Origin of the sequence: Nocardia sp. NPDC059764 (assembly GCF_042732555.1) — a bacterium.
GTDB lineage: Bacteria > Actinomycetota > Actinomycetes > Mycobacteriales > Mycobacteriaceae > Nocardia.
The window spans coordinates 22557-39050 of record NZ_JBHWHH010000033.1 but is presented as its reverse complement, the minus strand read 5'-3'; the positions used below and the strand labels follow the sequence as shown (position 1 = coordinate 39050).

The following is a 16494-nucleotide window of genomic DNA, read 5'->3' as shown; positions in this document are numbered from 1 at the left end:
CGGTCACTACTGTCCCTGTCACCGACAGCGGCTCGAGGCGGGAGAACGCGTTGAGAATCAGAGGGATCGCCGTGCTGGCCGCCGTACTCGCGCTGATCGCGGGCGCGAGCCTGACCGGATGCGCCGTCACCCCGGCCTACGGCGACATGATCGCCGTCAACGGCAGCGAACCGCAGAATCCGCTGATCCCGTCCAATACCAACGAGAACGGCGGCGGGCGCATCGTCGACCGGCTGTTCGCGGGACTGCGCTACATCGACCAGCGCGGCGCGCTGCACGACGAGGTGGCCGAATCCATCGACACCGCCGACCAGCAGCACTACCGGATCACCCTGAAGCCCGGGTGGACCTTCAGTGACGGGACACCGGTCACCGCACACTCTTTCGTGGACGCCTGGAACTACGGGGCGCTGGTCACCAACGCACAACTGCAGAGCTACACCTACGGGCCGATAGCGGGATTCGCGGACGTGCAGGCGGATCCGCCACGCGCGCAGACCATGTCGGGGCTGAAAGTGGTCGACGACCTGCACTTCACCGTCGACCTGGTCGCGCCCACCATCGACTTCCGGACCCGGCTGGCCTACGCGCCGTTCTATCCGCTGCCCACCGCCGCCTTCAAGGACATGAAGGCCTTCGGGGAGCACCCGATCGGCAACGGCCCCTACCGATTCGCCGACGGCAATGCCTGGCAGCACGATGTCCAGCTCACCGTGGTGCCCAACGAGAGCTACCGGGGCGGGCGGCCGTCGCGCAACAAGGGCCTCACCTTCGTGTTCTACTCCAACTTCGACGCCGCCTACTCGGATCTGCTGGCCGACAACCTCGACGTGCTCGACACCATCCCCGACAGCGCCATCGCCGTCTACGAACACGATCTCGGCGACCGCGCGATCGAGGCCCCGACCGCGCAGAACCAGTGGCTCGGATTCCAGCCCAACATGGCGCATTTCGGCGGCGAGGAGGGACGGCTGCGACAACAGGCGCTCTCGATGGCCATCGACCGCGCGCAGATCGGGCGGAAGATCTTCCACGGCACCCGCATTCCCGCCCGCGACTTCACGTCCGCGGTGCTGCCCGGCTACAACCCGGACCTGCCCGGCTCGAACGTCCTCGACTACAACCCGGCCGAGGCGGCCCGGCTGTGGAGCCAGGCCGACGCCATCGCGCCCTGGAGCGGGCGCTTCGAGATCGCCTACAACGCCGACGGCGGCCACCAGGCCTGGATCGACGCCCTGGCCAACAGCATTCGCAACACGCTGCACATCGACGCGGTCGGCGCGCCCTACCCGACCTTCAAGCAACTGCGCGACCAGATCGTGCACCGCACCATCGGCAAGGCCTTCCGTTACGGCTGGCAGGGCGACTACCCGACCATGCTGCAATTCCTCGAACCCGGCTTCGTGACCGGCTCGGAGACCAACGACGTCGACTACAGCAACCCGGAATTCGACCGGCTGCTCACCGCCGCCGAAGCCGCGCCCACCGAACAGGAATCGTGGAAGCTGGTGGGGCAGGCCCAATCCGTGCTGCTGCACGACCTGCCCACCATCCCGGTCTTCGATTACATCAACTCCGCCGGCTACTCCAAACGCGTCCGCAATGTGGTCATGACCTGGAACGGCCTGGCCGACTTCGAGAACATCGAGCTGAGGTGACCTGATGGCCTGGTACATAGCGCGGCGGCTGCTGCAGATGATCCCGGTGTTCTTCGGCGCGACGCTGCTCATCTACTTCCTGATCTGGAAGGTCACCGGCGGGTCGGTCACGGCGCTGGCCGGGCAGCGCACGCTGACACCGGCACTGGAAGCACAGCTGAAAGCGCAATACGGTCTGGACAAACCGTTCTGGTGGCAATACCTGCACTACCTGAAGGGCATCGTCACCCTCGACTTCGGCACCTCGTACTCGGGACGGCCGGTGCGTGAAGTGCTCGCCCGAGCCTTCCCGATCACCTTCCGGCTGGCGCTGCTCGCGGTGTTCTTCGAGGCCGTGTTCGGCATCGCGTTCGGCGTGATCGCCGGACTGCGCAAGGGCGGCTGGTTCGACTCCACCATGCTGGTGCTCAGCCTGCTCGTGATCGCCATGCCCATCTTCGTGATCGGATTCCTGGCCCAGTTCCTGTTCGGCGTCACCTGGCATCTCGCGCCCGTCACCGTCGGCTCCGACGTGAGCATCCCGCGGCTCGTCCTGCCCGCGCTGGTCCTCGCCTCGCTGTCCTTCGCCTACGTGCTGCGGCTGACCCGGAACTCGGTGGCGGAGAACAAGGACGCCGACTTCGTGCGCACCGCCACCGCCAAGGGCCTGCCGCGGCGGCGGGTGGTCGTGGTGCACATCCTGCGCAACTCGCTGATCCCGGTGGTCACCTTCGTCGGCGCCGACCTGGGCGCGCTCATGGGAGGGGCCATCGTCACCGAGGGCATCTTCAATATCCCCGGCGTCGGCGGCACCCTCTACCAGGCCGTGGTGCGCGGCGAGGCGCCGACCGTGGTGTCCTTCGTGACCGCGCTCATCGTCATCTTCCTGCTCTCCAATCTGATCGTGGACCTGCTCTACGCCGTGCTCGACCCGCGGATCCGCTATGCCTGACGGGAGCGCCGACATGCCCGAAACCGCACCGCCCCGTGATCCGCGACCCGGCCAGGAACGCTGGGTGGCGCCGCCCGACGCCGTCGAAGTGGTCGCCACCGACCGGGTCGACGTGCACGGCGCGCCCGCCGGATTCTGGGGCTCGGCCTGGCGGCAGTTGCGCCGCAAGCCGCTGTTCCTGGTCTCGATGGCCATCATCGTGCTGGTGCTGCTGGTCGCCGTCTTCCCGGGGCTGTTCACCGGACAGGATCCGCGGCACTGCGTGGTGGATTTCAGTCTCGCGCCGCCGAATCGGGACCACTGGTTCGGCTACGACCTGCAAGGCTGCGACATCTACGCCCGCACCATCTACGGCGCGCGGGCCTCCGTGCTCACCGGCGTCGGGGCCACCCTGCTGTTCCTGCTCGTCGGCGGCAGCCTCGGCGCGCTCGCGGGATTCTATGGGGGACCGCTGGATTCGATCATCTCCCGGATCGCCGAGATCGTGTACGCCATCCCGCTCATGCTGGCCGCCATCGTTCTCATGCAGCTGGCCGGGCACCGCACCATCTGGGTCGTGATCGCCATCCTCGCGGCGTTCACCTGGCCGCAGGTCGCGCGCATCGCCCGCGGCTCCGTGCTCGCCGCCAAGGGCAGCGACTACGTGCTCGCGGCCGAGGCACTCGGGGTGTCGCGATTCCGGATCCTGGTGCGGCACATCATCCCCAACGCGCTCGGACCGGTCATCGTGGTGACCACCATCTGGCTGGGCGTTTTCATCGTCACCGAGGCCACCCTGTCGTTCCTCGGCGTCGGACTGCCGCCCACCGAAGTGTCCTGGGGCGCGGACATCGCGGCCGGACAGCGGCAACTGCGTGCCGGATCGCTCATCCTGTTCTACCCGGCCACCGCGCTGGCCTTGACCGTGCTCGGCTTCATCATGCTCGGCGACGCCCTGCGCGACGCACTCGACCCCAAGGAGCGACGATGACCGAGCCCCTGCTCGACATCCGAGACCTGCGAGTGTGTTTCGGATCCGGCGAGAACCGGGTCGAGGCGGTGCGCGGGGCGAACCTCACCGTGTACCCCGGCCAGACCGTGGCCATCGTGGGGGAGTCCGGGTCCGGGAAATCCACCACCGCGCACGCGGTCATCGGACTGCTGCCCGGCGGCGGGCGCGTCGAATCCGGCAGCATCCTGTTCCAGGGGCGGGATCTCGCGGGAGCATCCGAATCGGAGCTGGTCGCGGTGCGTGGCAACGGGATCGGATTCGTGCCGCAGGACCCCATGTCCAACCTCGACCCGGTATGGAAGGTCGGATTCCAGATCTCGGAAACCCTGGCCGCCAACGGCATCGCGCGCGGACGGGCCGCCTGGCAGCGAGCGGTGGAACTGCTCGCCCAGGCGGGGATCAAGGAACCCGAACGGCGGGCCGGCCAGTACCCGCACGAATACTCCGGCGGGATGCGGCAGCGCGCGCTCATCGCCATCGGGCTCTCGGCGCGGCCCACGCTGCTCATCGCCGACGAACCGACCTCCGCGCTCGACGTCACCGTGCAACGCCAAATCCTCGACCACATCGACGAACTGACCCGCGAACTCGGCACCGCGCTGCTGCTCATCACCCACGACCTCGGGCTCGCCGCCGAACGCGCCGAACACCTGGTGGTCATGTACCGCGGGCGGGTGGTGGAATCCGGACCGGCCGCGGAGATCCTGCGCGATCCGCGCCACGAATACACGCGACGACTGGTGGCCGCGGCGCCCTCGCTGGCCGCGCGGCGCAGCGCCACCACCACCGAGCGCGCCGCCTACCGGGACCTCGCCGTCGACGTGGCCGACGCCGAAGCGGCCGACGTGCCCGACGACATCGTGGTCGCCGAGGGGCTCACCAAGCGGTACCGGGTGCGCGGATCGGTGCCGTGGAAGAACACGGAATTCACTGCGGCCCAGGATGTCTCGTTCCGGCTGCGGCGGGGTACCACCACCGCGCTGGTGGGGGAATCGGGCTCCGGCAAGACGACGGTGGCGTCCCTGGTACTCGGATTGGACACGCCCACAGCGGGTTCGGTGCACTTCGACGGCAAGGACGTCGCCGAACTCGCCCGCCGGACGCCGCTCGCATTCCGGCGTCGGATCCAGCCGATCTTCCAGAACCCTTACGGGTCACTGGATCCCACCTACTCGATCCATCGAGCCATCGCCGAACCGCTGCGCACCCACCGCATCGGCACCCGGGAGTCACGCGACGCCCGCGTCCGGGAACTCCTGGACCTGGTGGCCCTGCCGTCCGCCGTCGCCGCCCGTTACCCGCGCGAATTGTCCGGCGGCCAAAGGCAACGCGTCGCCATCGCCCGCGCGCTCGCGCTGGAACCCGAGCTCATCGTGTGCGACGAGGCCGTGTCCGCGCTCGACGTCCTGGTGCAGGACCAGATCCTCGAGCTGCTCAACACCCTGCAGGCCGAATTCGGGCTCTCCTACCTGTTCATCACCCACGACCTCGCGGTGGTGCGGCAGATCGCCGATTCGGTCCTGGTCATGCAGGACGGGAAGGTGGCCGAATCGGCGCCCACCACCGACCTGTTCGCGAACCCGCGGTCGCCGTATACCCAGCGACTGCTCGAAGCCATCCCAGGCCGTGATCTGCACGTGAGCTGACGGGCCCGGGGCACGAGGTGGTGGCCGGGGCGTTGGTGACCAGCCAGTAGCCTCGTATCTCGTGACCGACCCGCTGCAGCCCCTCGTCGACCTGCCCGGCGTGCGCGACGCCGCCGACAAGGCCCGTGACGCCCTCGCCGAGGTGCACCGCCACCGGGCGAACCGGCGCGGCTGGCCCACCACAGCCGCCGAGGCCGCCGTCCGCGCGGCCCGCTCCTCGGCCGCCATCGAGGGCGGCACCATCGACCTGCCCGCCGACGGCAAGGTCGAGGACCCGATCCTCGCCGGCTCGCTGCGGGTCGGGCAGGCCCTGGACGCGGAGGCCCTCACCAACCTGGTCGGCGTCTGGCAGCGCGCGCCCCTCCAGGCCCTGGCCCGCCTGCACCTGCTCGCCGCGGCCGACATGGTCGAGGACCAGCAGCAGCTGGGCCGCCCGCGCAATGTGCCCGGAGTCGCCGAGCGCCTGGACCTGCTCGCCCAGACCGTCACCACGACCAAAGCGCCCGCGCCGGTCATCGCGGCCGTCGTCCACGGGGAGCTGCTCTCGCTGCGCCCCTTCGGCACCGCCGACGGGATCGTCGCCCGGGCCGCCTCCCGGCTCGTGGCGGTGTCCAGCGGTCTTGACCCCCACAGCCTCGGCGTCCCCGAGGTTTTCTGGCTCCGCCGCCGTCAGGCGTACCTGGACGCGGCGGCCTCCTTCGGCATGGGCACCGCCGACGGGGTCGGCGGCTGGGTGATCTTCACCTGCGGTGCGCTCGAGGACGGCGCGCGCGAAGCCCGCTCGATCGCGGACGCCGCCTCGGGGTAAACGCCCCTGACATCAAAAATGCGTGTGCACCACCATGATTCGAGGTATCACACGCATTAAGAGCGGGCGGCGTTGTCGCGATTGCGACCTCACCGCCCGCTAGCACGGACTACCCGGTTACCAAGCGTGCTTTTCGGGTTGTGTTCTCTTCGGCCTCGGCGAGCTCTCCGGGATCCGGTGGTTCATCCCCGCATTGGATGCGAGGCCCTCGCCCTCGAAATCCTGGATAACGCAGGCCCACAACTATCCGTGCCCTTGTCGCGGCGTGCTCCGCGTGGGTGCCTGGTGTCCGTGCTGGGAAGGGTGGGATGGGAGGTCGAATCTTCTCTTCCGATCCGATCTTGGCCTTCCGTCCTTCCGTGCCTCCATTGTTACCCCGTGACCGCCGTCACATCAAGACCTGCGGAAACTTTCCAATCCCGGCGTGTCCGCCTCGTTTCACGCCCGGCATTTCGGACGAATGACCGGGTCAGCGGCGACGGCGCAGCAGCCGGTAACTCAGTGCTCCGGCCGCCACCGCACTCAAGCCGACCGCGACCGTCGCGGCCACCGTGGTGGTCGTCGGCGCCGGGATCCGGGCCCACAGCGACACCGGGTTCGAGAAGGCCAGCACGGGCCAGCCGCGGGCGGCGGCCTCGCGCCGCAGACCCCGGTCCGGGTTCACCACGGTCGGATGACCGACCACCTCCAGCATCGGCAGATCGGTCACCGAGTCGGAGTAGGCGTAGCAGCGGTCCAGGTTGTAATCGTATCGCGCGGCAAGCTTTTCGATCGCCTCGACCTTGCCGGGGCCATAGCAGTAGGACTCCACTTCGCCCGCGTACCGGCCGTTCTCGATCACCATGCGGGTGGCGGCGAAATGGTCCGCGCCCAGGGCGGCCGCGATCGGGGCCACCACCTCCTCGCCGGAGGCGGAGACGATCACCACGTCGTGTCCCCGAATCCGATGGTCCGCAATGAGATCCGCGGCCTCGGCGTAGATCAGCGGGTCCACGATGTCGTGCAGGGTCTCGGCGACGATCGAGCGCACCTGGTCGACGTCCCAGCCCGCGCACATCTTGGTGAGGTGCTCGCGCATGCGCTCCATCTGGTCGTGATCGGCGCCGGACAGCAGGAACAGGAAGTGCGCGTAGCTGCTCTCCAGCACCGCGCGCCGACTGAGCAGACCCTGGTCCAGGAACGGCTTGCTGAAGACGAAAGCGCTCGACCGGGCGATCACCGTCTTGTCGAGATCGAAGAAGGCGGCGACTCGTCCGCGTTCGGCTGTCACGGGTCCAGGATATGGTTCCGCGTCGCGCGGCGGGCCTCATGGGTCGTCCCGCGTGGGTCCTCGATGCGCCGGGGTCCTTCATGCGACGCGGTCAGCGGCCATGGTCGACGTCACGTTTGAACTGGGGTTCGTCGGGGTTAGCCAGCGGGAAGCCGGGCGGTCAGGACGGGAAAAAGACTCGCCGGGCGGACTTGCAATACGGCCGGGGCTTGGGTGTAGTATCGCAGTTACCTGGACATGGTCCAGGCGCGTTCAGCCCGACCCCCCGGGGCTGAACCCGACGGCCCCAGCCTCCTCCCCCCCCGGCTGGGGCCGTCCTCTATTTTCAGGCGGTTTCGGATCCGCCCACGCTTCCCGAATTGTGCACAGGCCGCGTGTTATCCACACTCGCCGTCGGGCCGCTGTCGTCGCTTCGCCAATTGAGCGACGCTGACCTGCATGAACTCCGATGCCGCCACCCCACCCGCGCTCGCACTGGTCGCCGATCCCCGTCTGCGCGAGGAGATCCGCCGCATCGCCGCGGCGGCCGACCGCCCGCTCGACGAACGCGTGCCGCCTCCGGGTCGACACCCCTGGACAGCCGCGTCCGTCATCGTCCTCGACACCGCCGCCGCGCATAGCTGCGTATCCGCCGGGCACCCCCGCCGCTCGGGGATCCTCCTGGTGACCGACGGCGAGCCGAGTTTGCTCGACTGGCAAGCCGCCACCGCGGCGGGCGCCGAACAAGTCCTTCCGCTGCCCGCCGCGGCCGACGCCTTGATCGCCGCTTTCGCCGCCCACGACGGCCGCCGTCCCGGCGACGGCGCGGTCCTCGCGGTCGCGGGTGCGGGCGCCGGCGCGGGCGCCTCGGTGCTTGCCGCCGCCGTAGCCCTCACCGCCGCAGGGCGTTTCCGCGACCGCACTCTGCTCGTCGACTGCGCGCCCTACGGCGGCGGCCTCGATCTGCTGCTCGGTCTGGAGAAGCACGCGGGCCTGCGGTGGCCCGACCTGACCATCGAACACGGCCGGGTCGCCGCATCGGCGCTGCACGAGGCGCTGCCCGTCACCTCGGGGCTGGCCGTCCTCTCCTGTGGAAGAGACGCTCCCGCAGGGGAACTCGATGCGGAGGGCTGTGAAATCGATCGAGGAGTGATGACCGGTTGCTCCGGAATCTCCGGAGTGCCAACCGAACTCGGCTCCGGATCGGAGACGTCGAGCGGCGGGTGGGTGGATGGCCGTGGGGCGAATACGCCGCTGGCGCCGGCGGCGGTGCGTGCCGTCCTGGAGGGTGGTCGCGCGGCCGGTGATCTGGTGGTCGCTGACCTGTCCAGTGACCATGGTCCGCACACGGACCAAGTTCTCGATCTGGCGGATCTGGTGGTGCTGGTGACGCAGGCGCGGCTGCGTTCGATCGCCGCGGCGGAATCCGCGGCGGCCTACCTGAAGGCTCGAAACCCGCATGTGCGCTTGATCATCCGCGGACCGGCCCCGGGCGGCCTCGCGCCCACGGATATCGCGGAGACCCTCGCGCTGCCGCTGCTGTCGGCCGTTCCCTCCCAGCCGGGGCTGACCGAGCGCCTGGAGCGGGGTGGCCTCACCGTGCGTCGTCGCGGTCCGCTCCGCTCCGCCGCCGAATCCGCGCTGACGGCCTTGTTCACCGGTGGTCCCGGCCACGGCCGCGTCGCGCGCCACCCGGGCCCGTTCTGGTGGAGTCTCGCCCGGGCACGTGGCACCCATGCGGGGTCGCGGGCGTCAGCACAGGTGGGCCGATGACGCCGGGGTGCGGGCGCTGCCGATTGCAGCGGGTGCTCGTGGGCATCTGGCCGGATGCGGGGACACCACGGGCATCGAGCGGCGGTCCGCTGGCGCACGCGCGGTCGACCGCCGGTCGATTGACGTACTGCCGTATCGGGTCCGGGCCCGGCTGCCGGTGGCTCGCGTTCGATGTGGAGGTGCGCGATGAGTGAGCTGGTGACGACCGAACTGTTGGAGCGGGTGCGGGAGCGGCTGGCCGACGGGGCCGCCGACCCGGATCCGGCGCGGGTGGCGGCGGCCATCCGGACCGAGGCGGGCGGGGTGCTGGCCGACACGGATCTGTTGCGCGCCTTGCGAATGCTGCAGACCGAGATGACCGGGGCCGGGGTGCTGGAACCGCTGCTGCACGATCCCGAGGTGGCCGATGTGCTGGTCACCGGACCGGAGTCGGTGTGGGTGGATCGCGGGCGGGGGTTGCGACGCACCTCGATCCGATTCCCGGACGAGGCGGCGGTGCGGCGGCTGGCCCAGCGGCTCGCGCTCGCGGCGGGGCGCAGGCTGGACGACGCGCAGCCGTGGGTGGACGGTCGACTGCCGGGAATCGGGGCGGCACAGGGGTATTCGTTCGGCGTCCGACTGCACGCGGTGCTCTCGCCGATCGCGCACGGCGGCACCTGCCTGTCCCTGCGCGTCCTGCGGCCCGCCACCCTGAGCTTGGATGCCCTCGTGGCGGCCGGGGCGGTGAACTCCGACGCGAAGTCGCTGCTGGAGCGCATCATTCGCGCCCGGCTCGCCTTCCTGGTGGTGGGCGGCACCGGGTCGGGCAAGACAACCCTGCTGTCGAGCCTGCTGGCCATGGTCGATCCGGTCGAGCGCATCGTCTGCGTCGAGGACGCGGCCGAGCTCGCGCCGCCGCATCCGCACGTGGTCCGGCTGGTGGCCCGGCCCGCCAATGTCGAAGGCGCGGGTCAGGTCACGATGCGCGACCTGGTCCGCCAGGCGCTCCGCATGCGGCCCGACCGCATCGTCGTCGGGGAGGTCCGTGGCGCGGAGGTGGTGGATCTCCTGACGGCACTGAACACCGGACACGACGGCGGGGCGGGCACGGTGCACGCGAACTCGCCCGGCGAGGTCCCGGCCCGCCTGGAGGCGCTGGCCGCCCTCGGCGGCCTGCCCGCGGCCGCCCTGCACAGCCAGCTGGCGGCCGCGATCCAGGTGATCCTGCACGTTCACCGCCACCCCGACGGTCGCCGCACGCTCCGCGAGATCGGCCTGGCCACGGCCGACCGCGGCCGGGTGCGGTTCGTCCCCGCATGGACCGCCGACGATCGTCCGGCCCCGGCGGCGTCCGCCCTGCTGACCCTGCTCGACGAAAGGACTCCTGATGATGATTCCCGCGAGTGACGAGTGCACGGGTTCGTGCGGGTGCCTGCGGCCCGCGGCGGCTCCACGTGTCCGTCTGGAGAAGACCTACCCGGTTCCGGTCGGTAATGCGCCGTGCTGCAATCCATCCGGGGTGCACGGGTCGCAGTTCCCAGGTCTCAGGCTGGCCTGGGCTGCCGGATGCAGTCGCTGTTCGAACGGTGATTCCTCTGGGGCACAAGAAGAGTCGACAACATCGATGAGCGAAGGCGACTGATGTCGACCACCACCGGCCAGCCCGCCTCCGTGCTGGCGTGTGTCGCGCTCGCGCTGTTCGTGTTGCCGGCGCCCATCGCCCGGCGACGGATGAACAGGTTGTTCGATCAACCTGCGGTCGCGCGAAAGGCGCAGTGCGCATGGACCGTTCGCGCCCTGCCGCTCGCAGTCGCGCCCCTGCTTCTGTTCACCGGTCCCGGACCGGTTCTGGCGGGTCTGCTGGTGTCCGCGACCCTTGTAGTCCGCTCTCGGCGTACCCGTCGGGAGCGGTCGCGGATTGCCGCCACCGCGCAGCTCCTGGAGGGATTGGAGGCGGTGATCGGTGAACTGCGCATCGGCGCGCACCCGAGCGCGGCGGCCGCGGTGGCGGCCGTCGAGACCGAGGGTGAGGTGGCCAGGGCCTTCGCGGTCAGCTCCGCGCGTAGCCGACTGGGAGGGTCCGGCGCTGAGGGCCTGCGCCGCCCCGATTCGGTGGTGGCACGAGAACTGTCCCGGGTGGCCGGTGCCTGGCGGGTGGCGGAGCGGTACGGCCTCGCATTGGCCGAGCTGCTGACGGCCGCCCGGCTGGATCTACTGGGTCGCAAGCGCTTCCGGGACCGCACCGCCGCGGCGCTGGCCGGAGCCCGGGCGACAGCGGTGGTGCTGGCCCTGCTGCCGGTGCTCGGTATCGGCCTCGGACAGCTGATGGGCGCGGCCCCACTGCGGGTGCTGTTCCTGTCCCCGGCGGGAACGGCCTTGCTGCCGTTGGGTTCCGCGCTCACCTGTGCCGGGCTCCTGTGGTCCGACGCCATCGCGGGCAAGGTGCTGCGATGAGTCCGGCTGTCGCTGTGCTGGCGGCCCTCGCCCTGCTGGTCCTGCCGGGTCGGGTCGACGCGGTGCGCAGACTGCGCTGGATGCGCGACTCGACATCGGCGGAACCGCCGGTGCTGTCGGCCTTTCCGGCTGATCCGGACGTGCTGGGCGTCGCCTCGGCGCTCGATCTGCTCGCGGCCTGCCTGCGAGCCGGACTGCCCACCGCACGGGCCGCCGCCGCGGTGGCCCCTGAATCGCCTGAGCCGTTGGCCTCGGCCCTGTCCCGGGTCTCGGATCTGCTGGTGCTGGGCGCGGATCCGATGAGCGCCTGGGCGCAGGCCACCGAGGGCATCGCCGACGACGCGGTGGCGGCGCTGGCCCGGATGGCCCGCCGGTCGGCGCGTTCGGGGACCGGATTGGCGACCGCCGTCACCGAATTGGCGGAGCGCCGCCGCGGGGAGCTCGAGGATGCCGCCGCCGCCCGCGCCGAGCGGGCCGGGGTGCTGATCGGCGGCCCGCTCGGTCTCTGCTTTCTGCCCGCCTTCGTATGCCTGGGCATCGTCCCCGTGGTGCTGGGTCTGGCGGGCCGGGTACTGGACGGCGGTCTGCTGTGACTGCCGACGACTGTGCCGGCGCGGAACGGCCGCGCCGCGACGAAGGAGGGAGAGACCGTGGGAACGACCGTCCGGCACCTGTGCTGGGAACTGCGGGCCAGACTGTTGCACGCCCTGACCGCCGACTCCGGCATGAGCACCGCCGAGTACGCGATCGGCACCATCGCGGCCGCGGCCTTCGGCGCGGTGCTCTACACCGTGGTCACCGGGAACAGCATCGTGAGCGCCCTGACCGCCATCATCGACCGAGCCCTGAAGACTCCCGTCAAGTGACGTATGCCACACCACCTGATCATGTCGAGGCGGGGATGGCGACCATTGAGGCGGCGATAGCGCTGGCCGCGCTGGTCGCGGTCGTGATTCTCGGGGTGGGCGCCCTGCTGGCGGTGTCGGCGCAGGTGCGCTGTGTCGACGCCGCCCGGGAGGCGGCCCGGCTCGCGGCCCGAGGCGAGACCGACGCGGGCGTGGCGACCGCCCGGCGGCTGGCACCGGCCGATGCCCGGATCGTCGTCCGGTCCGAGGGGGAGCTCGTGGTGGCCGACGTGAGCGCCCACGCCGCGCTGGTCCCGGTCACGCTGCACGCGGCGGCGGTCGCGGCTCGGGAACCGGGGGAGTCGCCATGATCCGCCCGCGGTGGGATCGCGCGACGCGGGATTCGGGCGGGGTGACGGTGACCGCGTGCCTGGCGCTGATCGGCCTGTTCGCGGTGACGATCCTGGTCGCGCAGGTCGGGGTGGCGGTCACGGCCCGGCATCGGGTGCAGGCCGCCGCGGATCTGGGCGCGCTCGCGGCGGCGGGTGCCCTGGACGGCGGTGTGGGTGCCGCGTGCCGCCGGGCCGCCGAGATCGCGGACCGCATGGGTGTCCGGTCTGTCGGGTGCGAGGCGCGGGGGTGGGACGTGACGGTGACGGTCGTCGGGCGGGTGTCGCTCGGTCCACTCGGGGAGCGGGATGTCCGGGCCGCCGCTCGGGCCGGCTTGGGGGATGACCTGGGGTTGCGAGGGGATATCTCGTACCGAGCGGTTGGTTAGAATTGTGATGGCGCGGGCCACATCGGTGGTCGATCAATGCGGAAATTCGATGAAAGCTTTAGCCGAATTGAAGAGGTGTCGATTGCATTGCAATTCGTTGCCCGAGACTCATTCGAATGAATGCACAGGTAAATCCGCGGGTGACATATTCGAGTGGAGCAACCCCTCAGTTAACAGGATAACATCCCTTTTTAATCGACTTGACGGCTCGGCGTGTCACCGCCACCCTCCAGCATTCGGATTCAGCCCGATATCTGCCAGTTGACGACGCCGACCGGTTGGTCGGATGGCGCTCCGGTCTCACCGCGGCGACGGTGGCGTCACGGTTCGGGAGTGCCCTCGTCACCTTCGCTCAGATCGGCCAGAACCGCCCGGAGGAGCCGGGCCGCCCCGGCCTTGTCCAGGGGATTGTTGCCGTTGCCGCACTTGGGTGACTGCACGCAGGACGGGCACCCGGCCGCGCAGCCGCAGGAGTCGATCACGCCCAGCGTGGCGGTCAGCCAGTGGCGTAATCGCAGGAACCCGCGTTCGGCGAAGCCCGCCCCGCCGGGATGTCCGTCGTAGACGAATACTGTCGGCAGACCGGTGTCGGCATGTTCGGCCGTCGACACTCCGCCGATGTCCCACCGATCGCAGGTCGCGACCAGCGGCAGCATGCCGATGGCGGCGTGTTCGGCCGCGTGCAGCGCGCCCGCGGCGTGTCGCGCGTCGATCCCGGCCCGGGCCAGCAGATCCGGCGTGACGGTGTAGTACACCGCCCGGGTCGGCAGGGTCTGGGCGGGCATGTCCAGCGAGATCAGGTCCAGCACCTCGCCGCTGGGCAGTCTGCGCAGGTAGGCGACGACCTGCCGGGTGACCAGCACCCGGGCCAAACCCGTGGTGACCGAGCCGTACCGCCGTTCCTCGGTGACCGCCTCGATCTCCAGCGTGGTGACCGCCCGCGCGCTGGTGCTCCACCCCGGTGTGTCGGCGCGGACCAGGGCGACACCCTCGTCCAGGTCCAGCTCGTCGACCACATAGCTCTCGCCCTGATGCAGGTGCACCGCGCCCGGGTGCAGGGTGGCGGGGGCGCGCCCGGCGTCGGTGGTGCCCAGCATGCGCCCCGATTCGACGTCCACCACGGCGATCGCGGTGCCGATGCCGCCGCGCACGTCCACCGCGTCGTGCGGGTGCGCGTCGGCCGTCACGAACCAGCGCGCCGAACCGTCCCGCGCCACGCCCGCGCGCCGCCGGATCAGACCCTGTTCGGCCAGGTCGGACAGCAGTTCCCAGGCTTCGAAGGCGTGCACTTCGGCGTCGCTGAGCGGCTGTTCCAGCGCCGCGCAGAGCAGGTGCGGCCCGAGCACGTACGGATTGTGCGGGTCGGTGATCGTCGCTTCCAGCGGCCGCCCGAGCAGCGCTTCCGGGTGGTGCACGAGGTAGGTGTCCAGCGGGTCGTCACGGGCGATGAGCAGCACCAACGACCCCTGCGTGCGGCGCCCGGCGCGCCCGGCCTGCTGCCAGAACGAGGCGACCGTCCCCGGGTATCCCGCCACCACGACGGCGTCCAGTCCGGCGATGTCCACGCCCAGTTCCAGGGCATTCGTGGTGGCCGCCCCCAGTAGCGTGCCCTCCGACAGGGCGGCTTCCAGGGCGCGCCGGTCCTCGGCCAGATACCCGGCCCGATAGGCCGCGACACGCCCGGGCAATCCCGCGTCCACATCGGCGAGCAGCCGCCGAGTGTCCATGGCGATGAGTTCCGCGCCGCGCCGGGACCGCACGAAGGTCAGGGTGCGGGCGCCCTCGGCGACCAGATCGGCCATCACGGTGGCCGCTTCCGCCCCGGCCGAACGCCGCAGGGCCGCACCGTTTTCCCCGGTCACGCCGCTGCCGACGAGCGGCGGCTCCCACAGCGCCACGGTCCGCGCGCCCTGCGGCGATCCGTCTTCGGTGACCGCGACACACGGTGCGCCGATGAGCTTCTCGGCGGTGGCGGCGGGGTCGGCGGCTGTCGCCGAGCACAGCACGAAGACCGGATCGGCCCCGTACCGCTCGGCGAGTCGCCGGAGTCGGCGCAGCACCAGCGCCACGTGCGACCCGAAAACTCCCCGGTAGATATGGCATTCGTCGACCACGATGTACTTCAGCTGCCGAAATAGCCGCGCCCACCGCTGATGCGACCGCAACATGCCGACGTGCAGCATGTCCGGATTGGTGAAGACCCAGCGCGCGTTCGCCCGCACCCACTGCCGGATCTCCGCCGGCGTGTCGCCGTCGTAGGGCGCGGGATGGATGCTCCGCAGCGGATCTTCGCTGGTCAGCTCGTTGACCATGCGCAGCTGGTCGGCTCCCAGCGCTTTGGTCGGCGCGAGATACAGCGCGGTGGCCCGCGGATCCTCCTGTAGCGCGGTCAGCACCGGCAGCTGGTACGCCAGCGACTTTCCAGACGCCGTTCCGGTCGACACCACCACGTGCCGGCCCGCCGCGGCGAGGTCCGCGGCCCGGCTCTGATGGCTCCACGGCTCCGCGACGCCGGCCGCCTGAATTGCGGCGATGACGTCGGGAGATGTCCATTCGGGCCATTTCGTGACCTGCGCCGCGCGCGGTGGTAGCTCACGAACATGAGTGAGTCGGGAGTCACCTGAAACAGGGCGGTTTAGGACACGATTCAGCAACGATCTCCCGTAGCTGATGTCGCTCGCATCTCCGGATCGCGGCGTCGGATCTCGATCAATCATCGAAGCGCCATCGCGACACGCCGAAGGGGTGCGAAACGTGTGTGCGTCCGCCGCTCTACCTGCCATTTCACTACAGGGTAGCGACCTGCCTCACACCCTGTTTGCCAGATGCTCGCTCTGTTATCCGGAAGCAAACCAACTTCAAGTACGGATTTGGGCATTATGCCCCTCACCTGCGCATTCGCAAGATCAACTTTTTTGCAAATTGTGGGTAACTCCGCTGTTGAATTGCCCGAAGACATGGTTCACTGGTCCCTGGTCGCAAGCTTCTGTGTTCGAGGGAACGGATCTAAAGTCCAAACCATCAGCAGGATCGATGTTGCGAACGGTGTACTAGGTGCTTTCCTGCAGGGGGAACAGAGTACAGCGGTCTCAACGGACCCGGTGGATGAACCCAGTTGTCCGCCGTTCCGGTATGGAAAGAGAAGGAACAGAATGGCACAGGGAACTGTGAAGTGGTTCAACGCGGAGAAGGGGTTCGGCTTCATCGCGCCCGAGGACGGCTCCGCTGACGTCTTCGTCCACTACTCCGAGATCCAGGGGTCGGGCTTCCGCACCCTCGAGGAGAACCAGAAGGTCGAGTTCGAGGTTGGTCAGGGCACCAAGGGCCCGCAGGCCACCGGTGTTCGCGCGCTCTGAGCGAGCCAACCCCTAAGGTTCCGTCC

Annotated in this window: 15 protein-coding genes; 13 read left to right on the top strand and 2 right to left on the bottom strand. The window is 69.9% G+C overall.

The window, feature by feature from the left end:
- Window positions 1-146 precede the first annotated feature (146 nt).
- From ACFV4K_RS09980 to ACFV4K_RS09960, 5 genes are all read left to right on the top strand, one after another.
- Window positions 147-1658, top strand: coding sequence for an ABC transporter substrate-binding protein (locus ACFV4K_RS09980; protein WP_379273640.1), 1512 nt, complete (start codon window positions 147-149; stop codon window positions 1656-1658).
- A gap of 4 nt (window positions 1659-1662) precedes the next feature.
- Window positions 1663-2589, top strand: coding sequence for an ABC transporter permease (locus ACFV4K_RS09975; RefSeq protein ID WP_357087656.1), 927 nt, complete (start codon window positions 1663-1665; stop codon window positions 2587-2589).
- 13 nt (window positions 2590-2602) lie between these two features.
- A complete protein-coding gene (locus ACFV4K_RS09970) occupies window positions 2603-3559 on the top strand; it encodes an ABC transporter permease (RefSeq protein WP_379273616.1) in 957 nt (318 codons plus the stop codon).
- Entirely contained in the window at window positions 3556-5226 is a 1671-nt protein-coding gene (locus ACFV4K_RS09965; RefSeq protein ID WP_379273614.1) for a dipeptide ABC transporter ATP-binding protein, read from the top strand. Before ACFV4K_RS09970 ends, ACFV4K_RS09965 begins: the two co-directional genes overlap by 4 nt.
- Window positions 5227-5287: 61 nt before the next feature.
- A complete protein-coding gene (locus ACFV4K_RS09960; protein ID WP_379273613.1) occupies window positions 5288-6034 on the top strand; it encodes an oxidoreductase in 747 nt (248 codons plus the stop codon).
- 469 nt (window positions 6035-6503) lie between these two features.
- On the opposite strand, the gene ACFV4K_RS09955 is transcribed toward ACFV4K_RS09960, so the two are convergent.
- Window positions 6504-7304 (bottom strand): HAD family hydrolase, encoded by an 801-nt coding sequence (locus ACFV4K_RS09955; protein ID WP_379273611.1) that lies wholly within the window; start codon window positions 7302-7304, stop codon window positions 6504-6506.
- A gap of 438 nt (window positions 7305-7742) precedes the next feature.
- Between ACFV4K_RS09955 and ssd the strand changes: the two genes are divergently transcribed.
- From ssd to ACFV4K_RS09920, 7 genes are all read left to right on the top strand, one after another.
- A complete protein-coding gene (ssd, locus tag ACFV4K_RS09950) occupies window positions 7743-9056 on the top strand; it encodes a septum site-determining protein Ssd (protein ID WP_379273610.1) in 1314 nt (437 codons plus the stop codon).
- A 186-nt stretch (window positions 9057-9242) separates the two neighbouring features.
- Complete coding sequence (locus ACFV4K_RS09945; protein ID WP_379273608.1) at window positions 9243-10442, top strand: TadA family conjugal transfer-associated ATPase; 1200 nt, start codon at window positions 9243-9245, stop codon at window positions 10440-10442.
- A 234-nt stretch (window positions 10443-10676) separates the two neighbouring features.
- Complete coding sequence (locus ACFV4K_RS09940) at window positions 10677-11489, top strand: type II secretion system F family protein (RefSeq protein WP_379273606.1); 813 nt, start codon at window positions 10677-10679, stop codon at window positions 11487-11489.
- Window positions 11486-12082: a type II secretion system F family protein gene (locus ACFV4K_RS09935; protein ID WP_379273604.1), complete on the top strand. Its 597-nt coding sequence runs from the start codon at window positions 11486-11488 to the stop codon at window positions 12080-12082. The genes ACFV4K_RS09940 and ACFV4K_RS09935 overlap by 4 nt, the downstream gene beginning before the upstream one ends.
- A 78-nt stretch (window positions 12083-12160) precedes the next feature.
- A complete protein-coding gene (locus ACFV4K_RS09930) occupies window positions 12161-12355 on the top strand; it encodes a DUF4244 domain-containing protein (RefSeq protein WP_357088720.1) in 195 nt (64 codons plus the stop codon).
- A 35-nt stretch (window positions 12356-12390) separates the two neighbouring features.
- Entirely contained in the window at window positions 12391-12705 is a 315-nt protein-coding gene (locus ACFV4K_RS09925; RefSeq protein WP_379273602.1) for a TadE family type IV pilus minor pilin, read from the top strand.
- On the top strand, window positions 12702-13112 hold the full coding sequence (locus tag ACFV4K_RS09920) for an Rv3654c family TadE-like protein (protein ID WP_379273601.1): 411 nt from the start codon (window positions 12702-12704) through the stop codon (window positions 13110-13112). Before ACFV4K_RS09925 ends, ACFV4K_RS09920 begins: the two co-directional genes overlap by 4 nt.
- A gap of 320 nt (window positions 13113-13432) precedes the next feature.
- On the opposite strand, the gene ACFV4K_RS09915 is transcribed toward ACFV4K_RS09920, so the two are convergent.
- On the bottom strand, window positions 13433-15829 hold the full coding sequence (locus tag ACFV4K_RS09915; RefSeq protein WP_379273599.1) for a DEAD/DEAH box helicase: 2397 nt from the start codon (window positions 15827-15829) through the stop codon (window positions 13433-13435).
- Window positions 15830-16264: 435 nt separating this feature from the next.
- Between ACFV4K_RS09915 and ACFV4K_RS09910 the strand changes: the two genes are divergently transcribed.
- Entirely contained in the window at window positions 16265-16468 is a 204-nt protein-coding gene (locus tag ACFV4K_RS09910) for a cold-shock protein (RefSeq protein WP_029925108.1), read from the top strand.
- Window positions 16469-16494 lie beyond the last annotated feature (26 nt).

What these genes read in the sequence shown, in the direction of transcription:
- ACFV4K_RS09980 (WP_379273640.1), top strand. Translation starts at nt 147, where the DNA reads ATGATCGCCGTCAACGGCAGCGAACCGCAGAATCCGCTGATCCCGTCC.
- ACFV4K_RS09975 (WP_357087656.1), top strand. Translation starts at nt 1,663, where the DNA reads ATGGCCTGGTACATAGCGCGGCGGCTGCTGCAGATGATCCCGGTGTTC.
- ACFV4K_RS09970 (WP_379273616.1), top strand. Translation starts at nt 2,603, where the DNA reads ATGCCCGAAACCGCACCGCCCCGTGATCCGCGACCCGGCCAGGAACGC.
- ACFV4K_RS09965 (WP_379273614.1), top strand. Translation starts at nt 3,556, where the DNA reads ATGACCGAGCCCCTGCTCGACATCCGAGACCTGCGAGTGTGTTTCGGA.
- ssd (WP_379273610.1), top strand. Translation starts at nt 7,743, where the DNA reads ATGAACTCCGATGCCGCCACCCCACCCGCGCTCGCACTGGTCGCCGAT.
- ACFV4K_RS09945 (WP_379273608.1), top strand. Translation starts at nt 9,243, where the DNA reads ATGAGTGAGCTGGTGACGACCGAACTGTTGGAGCGGGTGCGGGAGCGG.
- ACFV4K_RS09940 (WP_379273606.1), top strand. Translation starts at nt 10,677, where the DNA reads ATGTCGACCACCACCGGCCAGCCCGCCTCCGTGCTGGCGTGTGTCGCG.
- ACFV4K_RS09935 (WP_379273604.1), top strand. Translation starts at nt 11,486, where the DNA reads ATGAGTCCGGCTGTCGCTGTGCTGGCGGCCCTCGCCCTGCTGGTCCTG.
- ACFV4K_RS09925 (WP_379273602.1), top strand. Translation starts at nt 12,391, where the DNA reads ATGGCGACCATTGAGGCGGCGATAGCGCTGGCCGCGCTGGTCGCGGTC.
- ACFV4K_RS09920 (WP_379273601.1), top strand. Translation starts at nt 12,702, where the DNA reads ATGATCCGCCCGCGGTGGGATCGCGCGACGCGGGATTCGGGCGGGGTG.
- ACFV4K_RS09915 (WP_379273599.1), bottom strand. Translation starts at nt 15,829, where the DNA reads ATGATTGATCGAGATCCGACGCCGCGATCCGGAGATGCGAGCGACATC.
- ACFV4K_RS09910 (WP_029925108.1), top strand. Translation starts at nt 16,265, where the DNA reads ATGGCACAGGGAACTGTGAAGTGGTTCAACGCGGAGAAGGGGTTCGGC.